This window comes from Photobacterium aquimaris (assembly GCF_002954455.1).
Taxonomy (GTDB): domain Bacteria; phylum Pseudomonadota; class Gammaproteobacteria; order Enterobacterales; family Vibrionaceae; genus Photobacterium; species Photobacterium aquimaris.
The window spans coordinates 1-15,849 of the sequence record NZ_MSCC01000001.1 but is presented as its reverse complement, the minus strand read 5'-3'; the positions used below and the strand labels follow the sequence as shown (position 1 = coordinate 15,849).

Here is a 15,849-nt window from a genome sequence, read left to right as displayed (position 1 = left end):
TTTGAAATAGCTGTATTTGAGGTTATGACGATATGGTTATTTTAGTGTAAGATTCCAGTATCAATTCGAAAAATTTTCCGCCCTACGCGGCTAACAATCTTGCTGGACGTATAATGGATTTTAAAGCTATCCAAGCGCTCACCGCCAACGATATGGCGGAAGTCGACGCGAAGATACAGGCGCAACTTAACTCAGATGTTGCCCTCATCAATCAACTCGGATTCTACATTGTAAACAGTGGCGGCAAACGTATTCGCCCTATGCTGGCAGTATTAACAGCACGTGCACTTGACTATGAGGGTGATAAACACACCACAGCAGCTGCTTTTGTTGAATTTATTCATACCGCAACATTGCTCCATGACGATGTTGTTGATGAATCAGATATGCGCCGTGGCAAAGAAACGGCAAATGCTGCGTTTGGTAACGCCGCGAGTGTGTTAGTGGGTGATTATATTTACACGCGCTCATTTCAAATGATGACCAGCCTACGATCTTTAAAGATCCTCGACATCATGAGTGAAGCCACTAACGTAATCGCTGAAGGTGAGGTGTTGCAGTTAATGAACTGTAATGATCCTGACACTACTGAAGATAGCTACATGCAAGTTATCTACTCAAAAACAGCACGTTTATTTGAAGCTTCAACCCAAGTAGCAGCAATTATTGCCGAAGCACCGACTAATATTGAAGTCGCACTTCAAGAATATGGCCGTTATTTAGGTACCGCCTTCCAGCTTATCGATGATGTGCTTGACTACGTTGCCGATGGCAAAGAAATGGGCAAGAACGTCGGCGATGATCTTGCTGAAGGTAAACCAACGTTACCGTTACTGCATGCAATGCACCATGGCGATCAAGCGCAAGCGGCAATGATACGTGACGCAATTATGCATGCTAATGGTATGGATAAACTTGATGCTATTTTGGCGTGTATGCGCCAGCATGGTTCATTAGAATACACCCAGCAACGTGCCGAGCAAGAAGCGCAGAAAGCCATAGCAGCTCTTGCACCAATTGCTGATTCAGACTACAAACAAGCTTTAATTACATTAGCGCACATGGCTGTACAACGTAAAAAATAACGCTCCCTTTGCGATGAAAAACCTGTCTTTGGTGGCAGGTTTTTTTCTTTCTAGTAACCGATATTTTATCGTTGTTATGCTACGATCCATGATGATCTATACTGTAACTACTCAGTAAGTATTATGCTTTATAGGCTAAGAAGGTGAGTATGGATATCAAACATCTAACGACTGGAATGTGGGTCGAATCTTATCATGGCGTTGGAAAAGTGATCGGCATTGATCATCAACATCAATCAGTGATCGTTGAGCACCACCACGATCATCAACTACAGTCGATTAATGTATCAGATCTTATCGATCAACCTCAGCTTCATAACGATTGCGATCGTTATTATTAATATTTCGCAAAGACAAAAAGCCCCTCCATAATTGATTATCTAACTATTGAGGGGCAGTTATTTCTTATATTGTTAATTATCTTGGCTTATTTTGCAGCGAACTCTTCACCAAGAGTAATATCGCCACGCAATGTATCTAGCATACTTTCTAATGCATCTTGCTCAAATGCACTTAAATGACCGTAATCCATCACTTCCTCAATCCCTTCTTTACCCAGTAATACTGGTTGAGCGAATAAACGAGCATGTTTACCATCCCCTTCAACATATGCACATTCAACAACATCCTGCTCACCTTGTAGCGCACGTACCATCGCTAAACCAAAGCGACATGCCGCTTGACCCATAGAGAGCGTTGCAGAGCCGCCACCAGCTTTTGCTTCCACAACTTCAGTACCTGCATTCTGAATACGAGGCGTTAATGCTTTCACTTCATCGTCAGTAAAGCTCACACCTTCAACTTGTGATAGCAATGGTAAAATAGTCACGCCTGAATGGCCGCCAATAACCGGCACTCGAATATCACACGGTGAAACACCTTTTAGTTCAGCGACAAAAGTTTCTGAACGGATAACATCAAGCGTGGTAATACCAAACAACTTACGCTTATCGTAAACACCCGCTTTTTTCAACACATCAGCTGCAATTGCAACCGTGGTATTGACTGGGTTAGTAATAATACCAACACATGCTGTTGGACATACAACGGCGATTTTTTCTGCTAATGACTTCACAATACCTGCATTAACATTGAATAAATCTGCACGATCCATACCCGGTTTACGTGCTACACCTGCAGAAATAAGCACAACATCAGCACCTTCTAGTGCTGGCGTTGGATCGTCCCCACAATATCCTTTAATTGCTACTGGGGTTGGAATATGACTTAAATCTGCCGCAACACCAGGTGTTACAGGAGCAATATCATATAGAGCAAGATCTGAGCCTGCAGGTAAACGGTTTTTCAATAGCAATGCTAATGCTTGACCAATACCACCAGCCGCACCAATTACAGCAACTTTCATGTTCGTTCTCCTTTACGATAGAAGTATATTTTTGAAGTGGGTACAATCTAATTCAGCTAATAATAGTAGTAACTGAATAACAATCTATGGACGTTATATTAAGCATAAAAAAAATACAATCCTCACCCACTCGCTTTGCGAAGTAACGCAGAATCCCATAAAAATGCACTCAAACGCTTTTATCAGACAAATAAAATAAATATTTAATAATGGCTGTTATTTATCATAGTCCGATTAATTAGTTTTGATAAAACAATGACAAGAGCCACAATAAATTTTTTTATATATAACAAAAATGCAGCTTCACATATTTATTTTGATTCACTTTGTTTGCCAGTGAGTCACAGGTTATGCAAAAATGGTTTACCTCGTCCCTGTAGATAATATTTACTTATGCGAAATTCAGACAAACAAGAACGTCTCGTTAAAGCGTTTAAATTAATTTTAAAAGAAGAAAAATTCAGTTCTCAAGGTGAGATTGTTGATGCGTTGAAAGCACAGGGTTTTGATAATATTAATCAATCAAAAGTCTCTCGTATGCTCACCAAATTTGGGGCTGTACGTACTCGTAATGCCAAGATGGAAATGGTGTATTGTTTACCGATTGAACTTGGTGTTCCAACAATCACTAGCCCTCTAAAAGAGCTAGTGATGGAAGTTGGTTTTAACAGTGCATTAGTTGTGATCCATACAGGCCCTGGTGCGGCACAAGTGATTGCACGTTTATTAGATTCTTTAGGTCGACCAGAAGGGATCTTAGGTGTTGTGGCCGGTGATGATACGATTTTTATTACCCCAACCAATAACATCACTACTAATGAGCTTTATACGTCAGTATGTGGACTGTTTGATTACAGCCACTAATCGATAATTAGGGTCTATCTAATTTCATACCGCATCAATGTACATGCTCAAGAAATATAGACCCTTCGTTCATAGTGTCTCGTGATGATAAGCGACACTAATGTTATCTATTATTTTTCAGATTGCTCATAACCCCAGCGAGGCACTAACCCTTGCTCTATTTTGAGATGATCCAATATTCTTGCCACCATAAAATCAACTAAATCATCAATTGTTTGTGGTTGATGATAAAACCCTGGGGCAGCAGGCATAATCGTTACACCCAATTGCGATAACTTAAGCATGTTCTCTAAATGGATACTTGAAAATGGTGTTTCTCTGATCACCAATAGTAACTGACCACGTTCTTTTATCACCACATCCGCAGCTCGCTCAAGTAAGTTATTAGACATGCCATAAGCAACAGAAGCCAAGGTCGATGCTGAACATGGACAGATCACCATTTGCTCAGGTGCTGCCGAACCAGACGCTACAGGCGAGAACCATTCCTCTTTACCACACACCACTAATTTTTCAGTTGGGCACTGTAAATACTCAACTAATTGTTGTTGTGCTGTTGCTGGCGCTGCTGATAATTTAAGTCCATGCTCTGTCGCGAGTACCACCCGTGCCGCAGATGATATCAACAGATAAACCTGATAATCAGCTGCTAATAAACATTCGAGCAACCGTAAACCATAAGGTGCACCAGACGCCCCCGTCCATGCTAATGTTATCTGTTTCGGTTTCATTCTCTCTCACTTTTATTTTGCAGTTAATGCCGCTAATAACTTACCGTGAATACCGCTAAAACCGCCATTGCTCATCACTAAAATCGTATCACCACTTTGAGCTGATTCAACAATCTTAGCCACCAGCGTATCGATATCATCACTACAGAAAGCAGGTTGAGGGCATTGATTGGCAATCTCTTGCACTGACCATGGAATATTATCAGGTTGAAATAAAAATACTTCATCAGCAGCATGTAATGCAGGGGCTAAATCATGTTTATGAACCCCTAACTTCATGGTGTTAGATCGTGGTTCAAGCACCGCAAGAATACGTGATTGATTTAATTTCGCTCTCAGTCCACCTAAAGTCAGCTCAATAGCTGTTGGATGGTGAGCAAAATCATCGTATACCGTGACCCCGTTAACCTGACCTTTATACTCTAATCGACGCTTGGTATTGATAAATTTGGCTAATGATTCACAAGCCAAATTCGCCGTTACTCCGACATGGCGAGCTGCCGCAATTGCCATAAGTGCATTATTAACATTATGATCGCCCACTAATGCCCAATCCACAGTTCCTACTAAAAGATCATCAAGATAAACATCAAACACGCTACCATCTTCACGTTTTTTATCAGCACGCCAATGACCATCATTGCCAATATATTCCAGCTCACTCCAGCAGCCCATAGCTAATGTTTCATCAATATTTTTAACCCCTTGTGGCGCTAAAATGCGTCCATTTCCAGGAACCGTACGTACTAAATGATGAAATTGGCGTTGAATCGCTTTTAGATCGTCAAAAATATCAGCATGATCGAATTCTAAATTATTCATGATCAAAGTCCGTGGATGGTAATGTACAAACTTCGAACGCTTATCAAAAAAAGCACTATCGTATTCATCGGCTTCAACCACAAAAAACATACTTTCGCCAAGACGCGCTGACACGCCAAAGTTTCCAAGTACGCCACCAACTAAAAAGCCTGGTTGATAACCACAATCATCAAGGATCCATGCCAACATACTTGCTGTAGTTGTCTTACCATGCGTACCAGCAACCGCCATCACCCAACGATCATGCAACAAATAATCCTGTAACCATTGTGGGCCAGAGGTGTAACGTAAATTATTGTTCAACACATATTCAACACATGGATTGCCACGACTCATAGCATTGCCGATCACCACTAAATCAGGGGCTGGCTTTAATTGCTCAGGATCATATCCTTGAATTATTTCAATACCTTGAGATTCAAGCATAGTACTCATAGGTGGGTAAACATTTGCATCAGAGCCGGTAACTTTATGCCCAAGTTGAGTCGCTAATGTGGCAGCGCCCCCCATAAATGTTCCACAAATACCTAAAATATGAATATGCATATATTGCTCTCTCCATCGTTAAATTTTATTAATGTCACGCTTTGACGTTACTTCGTTACCATAAAAAAGATCTTTATATACAATTCTTTATATAACGAAAAATACTATGAGAAATTGAATCTCATTATGCGTTGAGATCCAACCAATATACAACTGAATCTCTCTCCCCCTTATGACAACATAATGCAAGGATTGTTTATGACCGATATTAGAACGCTTGGTGAATTTATTGTCGAGAAGCAGAATGATTTTCCTCACGCCAGTGGCGAACTATCATCGCTATTAGGCTCAATTAAACTAGCGGCTAAAATCGTAAACCGCGAAATCAATAAAGCCGGACTCGTTGATATAACAGGGACTGTAGGCACCGAAAATGTGCAAGGTGAAGAACAACAAAAACTTGACCTTTATGCTAATGATAAATTCAAAGCAGCATTAGAAGCACGCGATCAAGTCTGTGGCATAGCCAGTGAAGAAGAAGATCAAGCAGTCAGTTTTAACCGTCAATTAAACCGGGATGCTAAATATGTGGTGTTAATGGATCCACTTGATGGCTCATCAAACATTGATGTCAATGTATCTGTTGGTACCATTTTCTCTATCTATCGCCGTATATCACCCGTTGGCTCACCAGCCATAGATGCTGACTTCCTTCAACCTGGTCATCGCCAAGTCGCTGCTGGTTATATTATTTATGGCTCATCAACCATGTTGGTTTATACCACTGGTAATGGTGTTCATGGCTTCACTTATGATCCTTCTCTCGGTGTATTCTGCCTCTCGCATGAGAATATGCAAATCCCTATTGATGGCAATATTTACTCGATCAACGAAGGCAATTATATTCGTTTCCCATTAGGGGTGAAAAAATACATCAAGTATTGCCAAGAGTGTGTACCACAAGATAACCGCCCTTATACATCGCGTTACATTGGTTCTTTAGTGGCTGATTTTCATAGAAACTTATTAAAAGGTGGTATTTACCTTTATCCTAGTACTGCCAGTTACCCCAATGGGAAATTACGTCTTCTGTATGAGTGTAATCCAATGGCACTGTTAATTGAGCAAGCCGGTGGACGAGCAACAGATGGACACCAGCGTATTTTAGATCTTATACCAACCGAGTTACATCAACGTGTACCTTTCTTTGTTGGGTCAACCAATATGGTCAATAAGGTAGAGGCTTTTCTGCACGAAATAGATGACCAATAGCAATAACTATTCAAGGTGGTACCACCTTGAATAATGATTAATCCTCGCTTTATTGCTTTTAAATACCGTCAAAAAGGCCTTAGGTTTCGACGGTTGTTTTTCGCCCTAATCATGATAACCTCAATGTGTGCAACATTTTATTAACACAAAGGAGTCTGTCATGAGCTTAAACAAAGTGACTGCTGGTCAGGATATTCCCAACGATATTAACGTTATTATTGAAATTCCAGCTAACGCAGATCCAATTAAGTACGAAGTAGATAAAGCCAGTGGCGCGATTTTTGTTGACCGTTTCACCTCTACACCGATGTTCTATCCATGTAATTATGGTTATATCAATCACACGCTATCACTTGATGGCGATCCAGTTGATGTATTAGTGCCAACTCCGTACCCTCTACTGGCCGGCTCAGTGATTCGTTGTCGTCCTATAGGCGTGCTAAAAATGACAGATGAATCAGGTGAAGATGCTAAAATTATTGCGGTTCCCCATTCAAAACTCAGCAGTGAATATAATCATATTAATGATATTGAAGATCTTCCGGCACTATTAAAAGCTCAAATTGTGCATTTCTTCCAGCACTATAAAGAGCTAGAAGCCAATAAATGGGTAAAAATCGATGGTTGGCAGGGAGTTGAAGCCGCCAAAGAAGAGATCATATCTTCATTTAACCGCGCCCAAAAGTAGCAAGGAGACGTAATGAAACCAGTACTCAAATATGGGCTATTCATTGCCACATTAAGCTTGTCAGTAATGACTTCAACCAGCTATGCCAAAAATGTTTCTGTACAACAGTTTTGGCAATTACAGCAACAACAGCCCAATGTCATTATTGATGTTAGAACAGCGGCTGAATTTAATGATGGACATTTAGATTCAGCCATCAATATACCTTATCAACAGATTGCGACTATAGTGACGCATTATCCTGATAAAGCTCAGCCTATATTACTGTACTGTAAATCAGGCCGACGCGCAGAAATAGCCGCAACAGCACTAGAAAAACTTGGCTACACCGCAATCTACAATGGTCTTAACTATAAAAAACTTAAATCAGCACAGCCGCTACCGACCCTATAAAGTAATAAAAAAAGCCCGATTATTACTAATCGGGCTTGCTATTGTTAGAAGTCAAATATCAATCTTGTGATTAATTAAATTCAAATTGGTAAAGTAAGTCAACAGCCTGATCAAGACCAGAAACTGCTTCAACATACAAATTGCGCATTAATTTATACCGTAACGTAAATTCATCAACTTGGTTAAAAATACCTACGCCATATTTCACTTGTAACCCTGGAGCAATATAGCCACTGATAGTCACTTGTGAATCATCACCAGCACCTGAGGTTGATAAGCTTAGATCTTTAACACCAACAGCTTCACCAACATCACCAACAAGTTGACCACTTTGTGCTAAACCCATGCCTATTAAAGCGGTTGTCATTGCACTACTGCTATCACCAGAACTCTCAGCATCAAGATTCCTACCCGTTAAAATATATGACAATGCATTTTGCTGTGGCATTGCAGGATCCGAGAAAATATTCACTTCTGGTTTATCAGCAGGGCCTGTAACACGTACCCCTGCAATAACATCATCTTCGATGTTATTAGGATCTCGAATCGCTTCAATAGAGAGATAAGGTTGCTCTGCTGGACCATTAAAGAGTATTTGTCCTTTACGGATCAACAATTCTTGTCCTAACGCGCGGTAATACGATCCTTTAGCGATATTTACTTCACCATAAATCATCGGCCCTTTACCTGCTTGGCGAATATTAAGATCACCTAACAAGCCTGCTTTTAAGCCAAACGCAGCCAATTTAACGTCATCACCAATATGAACAAATATATTGGTTTTGATATCAAATGGAACCGTCGACTTTTCTATCACTGGTTGTAAGTTATCTTTTAAGATCACTTGATCTTTCGATACTTTTACCGCTGATTTAGGTAATTGATTAACCGTAATTCTTCCCCACGGAATTCCAATTTTACCGGTGATCTCTGCTGACGTTGGCGTAGCCTCAATGGTTAAATCAGGAGAAACCTTTAATGCTACCATTGGCGGCATACTTACTTTCAACTCTTTACCATTGATATTAAGCTTCGTTTTCCAAGCAGCCATATCCTGCCAATCACCACTACCACGCAGTAATAATTGACCATCTGGTGTATAAATATTACCGATCAAGTTAGCGTTATAGCCATTAAATGCTAATTTGATATCTGCATTTTTAACATCTAACGGTACTTTACGTCCTGTAGCTTCAAGCTTAGTCACTTGTAATAAGCCATTAACTTTAGGATGTAAAATAGGCCCTGTCACTGTCAAATTAGTATCAACTTGACCACCAAACTTATGATAATCTTTAATCATAGGCTCAAGGAAACCTAAGGTAAAACGATCAAGTTTAACATTAGCATTGATCTGTTTATCACCTTGAAGGTTAGTGATCTTTGCCTGACCACTTAAATCACCATTATTCTTAATAGCAACTAACCAATTAGTATTTAAAGTATTATCTTGCATCTCAGCATTGACGGTTACTTTATTCCACCCTAATACTAATGGTTGCTCGTCACTACTTACTTGCTGGCTCATTCCACCGGCAGGCATAATAATATTCGCCTTTAGATATGGCGCTGCTTTAGGTGACCATTTGGCATCAACATTTGCTCCTAACTCACCATTAACCTTTAACTCTGGTGGTAAGAACGGTTTTAACAGATCAAAGTTAAACTTACGTACCGCTAACTTCGCTTGTCCTGCAGCACCAGCAGTAAGATCTTGGGTTAAACAAATGGCTGCTTGTCCTTGTTGCCAACAATGAGCACCCACGGTTGCCATCGCCGTTTTAAGATCATAACGAATCGGCGTCGTATGGTTCAGTACCCAATCACCAACAGGTGTACTAATATCACCTTTGGCTAGCGTACCTTTCCAACCTGTTTTCTTATTAAAACTACCATCAATCAATAAATTAGTACCAACAGGATCACCTTTAGCATTAACACTCAAACTATGTTTTTGCTCTGTGCCTTTAAATAGCACCTTAAGATCATCTAATGTTGTTGTACCATATTTACCTTTTGCTGCCGTTAGACTGATATCCGCTTTCATATCGGGTAAAGGAATTACATTACCTTTAAGGTTAAATGATGCTAACTGTGCTAATTGCTGCCAACCTAAATCATTACCTTGTAAATCAAGCTTAATATCAGGGGCTGCCATACTGCCAGACAACTTAACATCACCATTAATCGCACCATGTAACCCTTTTAATGATTTAGATAAATTCGGCGCGTCAATCTTAGCTATCATGTTCCAAGCTTTATCTAATTGACCTTTGACCACCATCCCATTAGGACCATGCTTTAATGTCAATCCAGGTGTGTTTACTCGCAGTAAATCACCTTTACCATTAACATCAGAGGCATCTAACTTACCCACAAGCGTTAATGCCTGCTTCATAATAGTGCCATCAATGTCTAACTGTGGCAGTTTAACAAACCAACCGCCTTGCTTAGTTAACCCACCAGAGGTTACTAATTTACCACTGACGTTACCTTTAGCGGCTGGCCACTGTAAGCCCGGTTGAATATTTGCAAAGGCGAGTTGTCCATTCCAAGTGACTAATTTCTTCCAATCTGCTTGTGCATTACCGGTAATCACACCACCTAAGGTATTAACCTTCAAAGAAGAAAGATCAACCTTATTTAAGTCACCTTTACCATTTAACGCTAATTTAACTGCAGGCATTGGAGTGCCATCAATGCTACTTTTAGCCTTAAACGTAAAGCCCTTCAAGCTACCTTTAGCATCAATTATTGTATTATCAACCGTAAATTCTGCTGACTTATCAATTGGCCACTGCAAGTGTTTACTCGACACTGCGACATCAAAGGGGAAATCGGCTTTAAGTGGCGATAACTGACCTTTAATAACCGCATCCAACTTACCTTTTAGCTGAGCATCAACAAGTAACTTTTGTAATGAACCACTGGCTTTTAACGTTAACTGATGTCCATTAACTGGCTGCATTGCGATCTTAGCATTCGCATTTAATGTTAATGGATAATCGCCAGCTAATGTCACTTGTGCCTTGGCATTTAAATCAGCCTGTGGCGCATTAACCTGTAACTTTTCAACATTAATTTCACTGCCTTTCCCTGATGCTATCAGCTCAAGTAATGATATTTTTTGTGGGGTCTTACCTGCCAACTCAAAGTTTTTAATCGTAAAACGTTCAATATCAAACGACATTGGTAATACAACATCAGGCAATGTAATCGCTGTAGTGTCAGACTTAGCTTTGACCTTTGCTGCTGGCTTAGCTTTTGCTTTATCAGACTTTTCAGCCGGAGCAAGTGCTAACTTAATATTCTGCCAATCAGTTGGTTTTAACGTGACATGACTACCAACCACGGTTGCAGCAGTAGCAAAATGTTGCCAGCTAACTTTATTAGCTAGAATATCAAGATCAATATTATCTAAAGTAACTTTATCAATTTTGATTGGCACTGGAAGACTGATTTCTGTTACCGGTTCAGACGGTTGCTCAGGCTCAGTTGCTGGCGGTAATTTAGGCATCGAGAACTTAACGCCCTTTACACCTAAATCTGAAATACAAATTTCAGGTGTTAATAAGCAACGCTCATCCAATGTTAAATGTAATTGTTTAACCGCTAAATTCATATTGCTATCTTGATAACGCACGTCATCAACTTGAAAACCACTTAATAGTGATCCTTTTGTGGTACCAATTGATAACGCAGGTAAGGCTTTTTGCGCCCCCCAACTAGCAACTTTTAATCCCGCAGGAGTGTATAAAATAACAGCAACAGCAATAACTAAAAATAATAACAGGGCTAAAATAGCCAAAGCAATACGCTTCACCCAGATCATAATTCAGGCCCTAAACTAAAGTGAAGTTGAAATTTGTCCTTGTCGGGTTTATCAAGTCCCCAAGCAAAGTCAATACGTACAGGACCAACTGGAGATGCCCAGCGCACACCAAAGCCCGTACCTCGCATCCAATCTGGTTTATTGTTATTCCAGGTCGAACCATAGTCATAAAATAATGCACCCCACCAATTACCATACAAACGGTATTGGTACTCTATACTTGTCGTCGCCATATATTGGCCACCGATCATTCGACCAAGATCATTACGCGGAGAAATAGACTCATAGCCATAACCACGAATACTATTATCACCACCAATAAAGTAACGTAACGATGGCGGAATATCTCGAATGCTATCAGCTAATACAGCACCACCGGCCACACGGAAGATACCACGTTGATTTTCACCCAAACTTCGAATCCAAGCTGATTTTGCCTGTAAACGGACAAAGTCAGTATCTGAACCTAATGCTTTATTCGCAAATTCAACTGAGAAATTGTATTTACTACCAGAAGATGGGAAAACCCCTCCAGAGAATTCACTTTTGCTATAAGATAACCCTGGTAAAAATACATTGAAGGTACCTTTTTCATCGCCACCTTGCTTGTATTTTTCATTCAACCAATGTAACGATACCGTACGATCCCAATTTGACGCCAACTTCCAGTGACGTTCGACACCTAAGCCCAATTGAGTACTGATAGTATCGTGACTATCAACGTAACGAATACCACCGACAATTTGGTAATAGTTATTAAGTACATCATCTAATGGGATTCGATAAACAGCTTCAACTTTAGGCTGTTCTTTCGATATCTCTGATTTGAGGTAAAAGCTGTGACCATTACTGGTGATCCATGGTTTTTTCCAGTTAAACTTCAAACGTGGGCCAGTATCAGTTGAAAAACCAATACCTGTTTCAATTTGATTTTTAACTTGGGGCGTTAGGGCAACTTCAATAGGAATTTTATCATCCTTACGTTTAGCGACATCACCACCAACATAAATAGAAGAGAACCAACCAATATTAGATAAACGCTCATTATACAAACCTAATTTAGACGCTAAATAAGGTTCATTTTCGGTATAAGGGATCATCGAACGCAGACGTTCATCCTTGATTTGGCTGCCAGTAAAATGTGTCTCACCAAAAGTATAACGACGTCCAGAATCAAAATCGATCGTGATGATCGCTTCATTACGACTAGGAATAACACCTAACTCGCTCTTCTTTAGCTCTGCATCAAAGTATCCACGACGTACCGCTAAACTTTGTAATGAAGACTTAAACGTTTCATATTTACCTTGATTAAGCGCTTTTCCTGTACCTAAACCGCTATTTTTTAATAACGAGATAAAAGCAGGATCATCTTTTGCATCACCTGTAATAACAATATTACTTTGGCTAATGTGCGTGCGCTGGCCAGCATCAACCGTCACGGTAATTGCTATTTTTTTACCACTACCCTTTACATGATAATCATATGTCGGCTGATAATAGCCAAGGGCCTGTAAAGCCTGACCTATTTCAGTTTTTACTTGCTCTTGAAAACGTAACGTATCACTGTAATCACTTGGAGAAATCGCAGATAGATACGCATCAACATTATCTTCAAGGCTGCTTTTTAATCCCTTAACTTTAAGAGATGCCGCCATTGTCGGACTTGATAATACTAAGGCAAAAGATGCAATACCCAGCCACTGATAAACTTTATTCATTCGGATTATGCTTCTTGAGAAAATTAGATTAATTCACACGATCTATTTTGGTAAAAACTGTACACCTATACCAACAATAGTTATCAATATTATTGATAATAAACTACTCAATTCAAATATCTATCATTAACAACAAATTCAATTAGTCACATTAAATATTTAGAGAGACAAGCAACTTTTAAGGCAATAACCCCAAATAATTACTTAGCAACCAAATAACTCTAGAACAGTTCTGCACATTTTTGACATAAAAAGAACTAATAACGCATCAAATATTATCAACAAGCGTCGCAAAATGAAAAGAGTGTTCTTGTTAGTATTCTAAAATTTACTGATTTCGTACTCATGACTATCTTTATTGAATATCATGCCTAATTTAACTTTTTAAGGTATTGTCGTAGACAGTATTTGAATTTCTTTATTCACTTCTGATAAGACATTCAATAACTTAATGTCAGTAGACTTTGGTGGTACTAGACGTCCATATTCAAACTCAAACCCACCAATGCCTATGATAAAAAGTCGCCCTTTAAAGAAGTTTTTAACATATTTTGCTACTTGTACAGGACGATAAACTTGAAAAATTCTCAACATATATCCTCACACAATCATCAATACAACGTATTTATTTCTATTAACAACGAAAATATGCAAACAATCAGCCAAATAAACTCAGCAACAATTATTAATACTCACTTATTACAGTTATCATTATGTAAAATGCCCCCAAATAACTAATAATGTCATGAATAAAAGGATGATTATGTATAAGAAATTATTAGTAATAGCATTTATTGCTATTATCCCAACATTAGTTCACGCCAATAATCTTAAAATGAAGACAACACTACCCGCGGTTACAGTAACGAATAAAGGTGAACTTATACTGAACAATAATAGTATTACCTATCAACCTTGGAGTAGTGCCAAGCTAGTAGGAAAAACACATATCATAATGGCCATAGCAGGAAGAGCATCAGCAAAGGAAATCAATGCTAAATTAGTAAATGCGATTAGTACCGCAAAATTCCCACAGCAAAAATATCAAACAACAACGATCATCAACCAAGATGATGCTATTTGGGGAACAAGTAGCTTTGTAAAAAGTGCAGCAGAAGAAAGTAAAAAGCAATATCCTTGGTCATCGATTGTACTTGATAGTAATGGTAACGTACAAAAAAGTTGGGACTTGAAAAAAGAAAGTTCTGCAATAATCGTCCTTGATAAAAATGCTAAGATCTTATTTATTCATGAAGGGGCACTTAATCAACAACAACTACAGCAAGTCATTGCATTAGTGAAAAAAAACATCTGATCTCTGTTTTACTATTTAAGAAATATCATTTGTGGCCGCTATTAATAGTGGCCTTATTGTAAATAGACATTTCACAATGACATCAACCCAACAAACGCTAAAAAACACGTTAGAAAAACGCCCATTAACGAACAGTAAAAGTAGGGCTCACTCTCTAGCGCAATACTTTGGTTATGATTACTTAATTAACTCAAACCACAACAACTTATCACCTGCTGAGCGGTATCTTCATAGTCAACAATTACAATACCAACGTGAACAACAGAATATAGAAAAGATATTTAAATTAACTTACGATGAATGTAAAAACGAAGCGACAACTGACCCCGATCAGGATTGGTTAGTACGTTTTATTAAGATGGCAAAGCAAGTATATAGTCCATCAATGCAAATTTTATGGGCTAGAATTCTCAAAAAAGAACTTATACTACCCGGTTCCACATCTTTAAATACTTTGACTGTTTTAATAACAATGACTCAAAAAGAAACACTTTTATTTCAACGCGTTATCAGTGTATGTTGCCAACTCGGTAAAAAAAATAATAAAGTAATCATTACCAGCATTAAAATACCGTCAAGATTTATTCAACTCGGAAAAAAAATAAAACATTATCCAATAGTATACGATCGATACAACCTTCCCTATTCCAGTATTATTATTTTAATGGACTTAGGACTTATACTAAAAACAGAGTTTGAATCAAGTACGATTGATCACACCATGCAGTTTCACTTACATCTACAAAATACGCATTACAGCTTAAATTGCCATAATAAAAACACATCACTGACTTATTACCGTCTATCACCAATAGGACAAGAAATTGCATCATTAATCGAATATAAAAATAATTCAGAATTCCAAGCCTACTTGCTCGAAATATTATCCCAACAATTTACAGTCACTACAGGTTAATATTAAAGCTAACAAAAGGAATTTGTGAGACGTTAATAGACTGCCTTGAGTAAATAAATAATCACACACCACCTTACTCTAAAATCCCCCATACTATGGTCGTGATTGATGATACAGACTGATACACTTATAGTATTATTAAAAAGTAATATTATAAGTATCATATTCCTCTAAACTTAACCCAATTAAACAAGTTTAGAGTTGGTTACGAAAAGGCTATTTCTTCTAATTATAACGGCATTGCAGATAAAGTCTGTCTTACATAAAATTATTGTAATGAATCAACTTTGCGCATCACTAAAATGTATTCAAGAGATTAACCTGAGTAAGTTACTTTTATACAAACGAAAAAAACCTG

The 15,849-nt window shown here is 38.6% G+C and carries 14 protein-coding genes; 8 read left to right on the top strand and 6 right to left on the bottom strand.

What is annotated here, in order from left to right:
• Window positions 1-113 precede the first annotated feature (113 nt).
• Both ispB and BTN98_RS00065 read left to right on the top strand, forming a co-directional pair.
• Window positions 114-1,085 carry an octaprenyl diphosphate synthase gene (ispB, locus tag BTN98_RS00070; RefSeq protein WP_060998492.1) on the top strand — a complete coding sequence of 324 codons (972 nt, stop codon included), beginning with the start codon at window positions 114-116 and terminating at the stop codon, window positions 1,083-1,085.
• 149 nt (window positions 1,086-1,234) lie between these two features.
• Window positions 1,235-1,426, top strand: a complete 192-nt coding sequence (locus BTN98_RS00065; protein WP_060998491.1) for a hypothetical protein — start codon at window positions 1,235-1,237, stop codon at window positions 1,424-1,426.
• Window positions 1,427-1,512: 86 nt separating this feature from the next.
• On the opposite strand, the gene mdh is transcribed toward BTN98_RS00065, so the two are convergent.
• Window positions 1,513-2,451 (bottom strand): malate dehydrogenase, encoded by a 939-nt coding sequence (gene mdh, locus BTN98_RS00060; RefSeq protein WP_060998490.1) that lies wholly within the window; start codon window positions 2,449-2,451, stop codon window positions 1,513-1,515.
• A gap of 393 nt (window positions 2,452-2,844) precedes the next feature.
• Between mdh and argR the strand changes: the two genes are divergently transcribed.
• Window positions 2,845-3,315 carry a transcriptional regulator ArgR gene (gene argR / locus BTN98_RS00055; protein WP_060998489.1) on the top strand — a complete coding sequence of 157 codons (471 nt, stop codon included), beginning with the start codon at window positions 2,845-2,847 and terminating at the stop codon, window positions 3,313-3,315.
• Between the two features lie 110 nt (window positions 3,316-3,425).
• Here the strand turns inward: argR and BTN98_RS00050 are convergent, their stop codons facing one another.
• Together BTN98_RS00050 and mpl are read right to left on the bottom strand one after the other, a co-directional pair.
• The gene (locus BTN98_RS00050) at window positions 3,426-4,046 is read right to left on the bottom strand and encodes a flavin prenyltransferase UbiX (protein ID WP_060998488.1); all 621 of its coding nucleotides are present in this window, start codon (window positions 4,044-4,046) and stop codon (window positions 3,426-3,428) included.
• Between the two features lie 12 nt (window positions 4,047-4,058).
• Complete coding sequence (mpl, locus tag BTN98_RS00045; RefSeq protein ID WP_060998487.1) at window positions 4,059-5,414, bottom strand: UDP-N-acetylmuramate:L-alanyl-gamma-D-glutamyl-meso-diaminopimelate ligase; 1,356 nt, start codon at window positions 5,412-5,414, stop codon at window positions 4,059-4,061.
• Window positions 5,415-5,612: 198 nt separating this feature from the next.
• Between mpl and fbp the strand changes: the two genes are divergently transcribed.
• The 3 genes from fbp (at window position 5,613) to BTN98_RS00030 (ending at window position 7,707) form a co-directional block, all read left to right on the top strand.
• Window positions 5,613-6,626, top strand: coding sequence for a class 1 fructose-bisphosphatase (gene fbp, locus BTN98_RS00040; RefSeq protein WP_060998486.1), 1,014 nt, complete (start codon window positions 5,613-5,615; stop codon window positions 6,624-6,626).
• A gap of 160 nt (window positions 6,627-6,786) precedes the next feature.
• Window positions 6,787-7,314 (top strand): inorganic diphosphatase, encoded by a 528-nt coding sequence (gene ppa / locus BTN98_RS00035; RefSeq protein ID WP_060998485.1) that lies wholly within the window; start codon window positions 6,787-6,789, stop codon window positions 7,312-7,314.
• A gap of 12 nt (window positions 7,315-7,326) precedes the next feature.
• Entirely contained in the window at window positions 7,327-7,707 is a 381-nt protein-coding gene (locus BTN98_RS00030; protein WP_065190087.1) for a rhodanese-like domain-containing protein, read from the top strand.
• A gap of 70 nt (window positions 7,708-7,777) precedes the next feature.
• Here the strand turns inward: BTN98_RS00030 and tamB are convergent, their stop codons facing one another.
• The 3 genes from tamB to BTN98_RS00015 all read right to left on the bottom strand — a co-directional run bounded on the left by tamB (window position 7,778) and on the right by BTN98_RS00015 (window position 13,854).
• Window positions 7,778-11,539, bottom strand: coding sequence for an autotransporter assembly complex protein TamB (tamB, locus tag BTN98_RS00025; RefSeq protein WP_060998484.1), 3,762 nt, complete (start codon window positions 11,537-11,539; stop codon window positions 7,778-7,780).
• A complete protein-coding gene (gene tamA / locus BTN98_RS00020; protein ID WP_060998483.1) occupies window positions 11,536-13,260 on the bottom strand; it encodes an autotransporter assembly complex protein TamA in 1,725 nt (574 codons plus the stop codon). Before tamA ends, tamB begins: the two co-directional genes overlap by 4 nt.
• Window positions 13,261-13,644: 384 nt before the next feature.
• Window positions 13,645-13,854, bottom strand: coding sequence for a DUF1107 domain-containing protein (locus BTN98_RS00015; RefSeq protein WP_060998482.1), 210 nt, complete (start codon window positions 13,852-13,854; stop codon window positions 13,645-13,647).
• A gap of 169 nt (window positions 13,855-14,023) precedes the next feature.
• Here BTN98_RS00015 and BTN98_RS00010 point away from each other — a divergent pair, with 169 nt between their 5' ends.
• Window positions 14,024-14,575: a YtfJ family protein gene (locus BTN98_RS00010; RefSeq protein WP_060998481.1), complete on the top strand. Its 552-nt coding sequence runs from the start codon at window positions 14,024-14,026 to the stop codon at window positions 14,573-14,575.
• Between the two features lie 31 nt (window positions 14,576-14,606).
• Complete coding sequence (locus tag BTN98_RS00005) at window positions 14,607-15,491, top strand: TIGR03899 family protein (RefSeq protein WP_060998480.1); 885 nt, start codon at window positions 14,607-14,609, stop codon at window positions 15,489-15,491.
• Window positions 15,492-15,849: the final 358 nt, after the last annotated feature.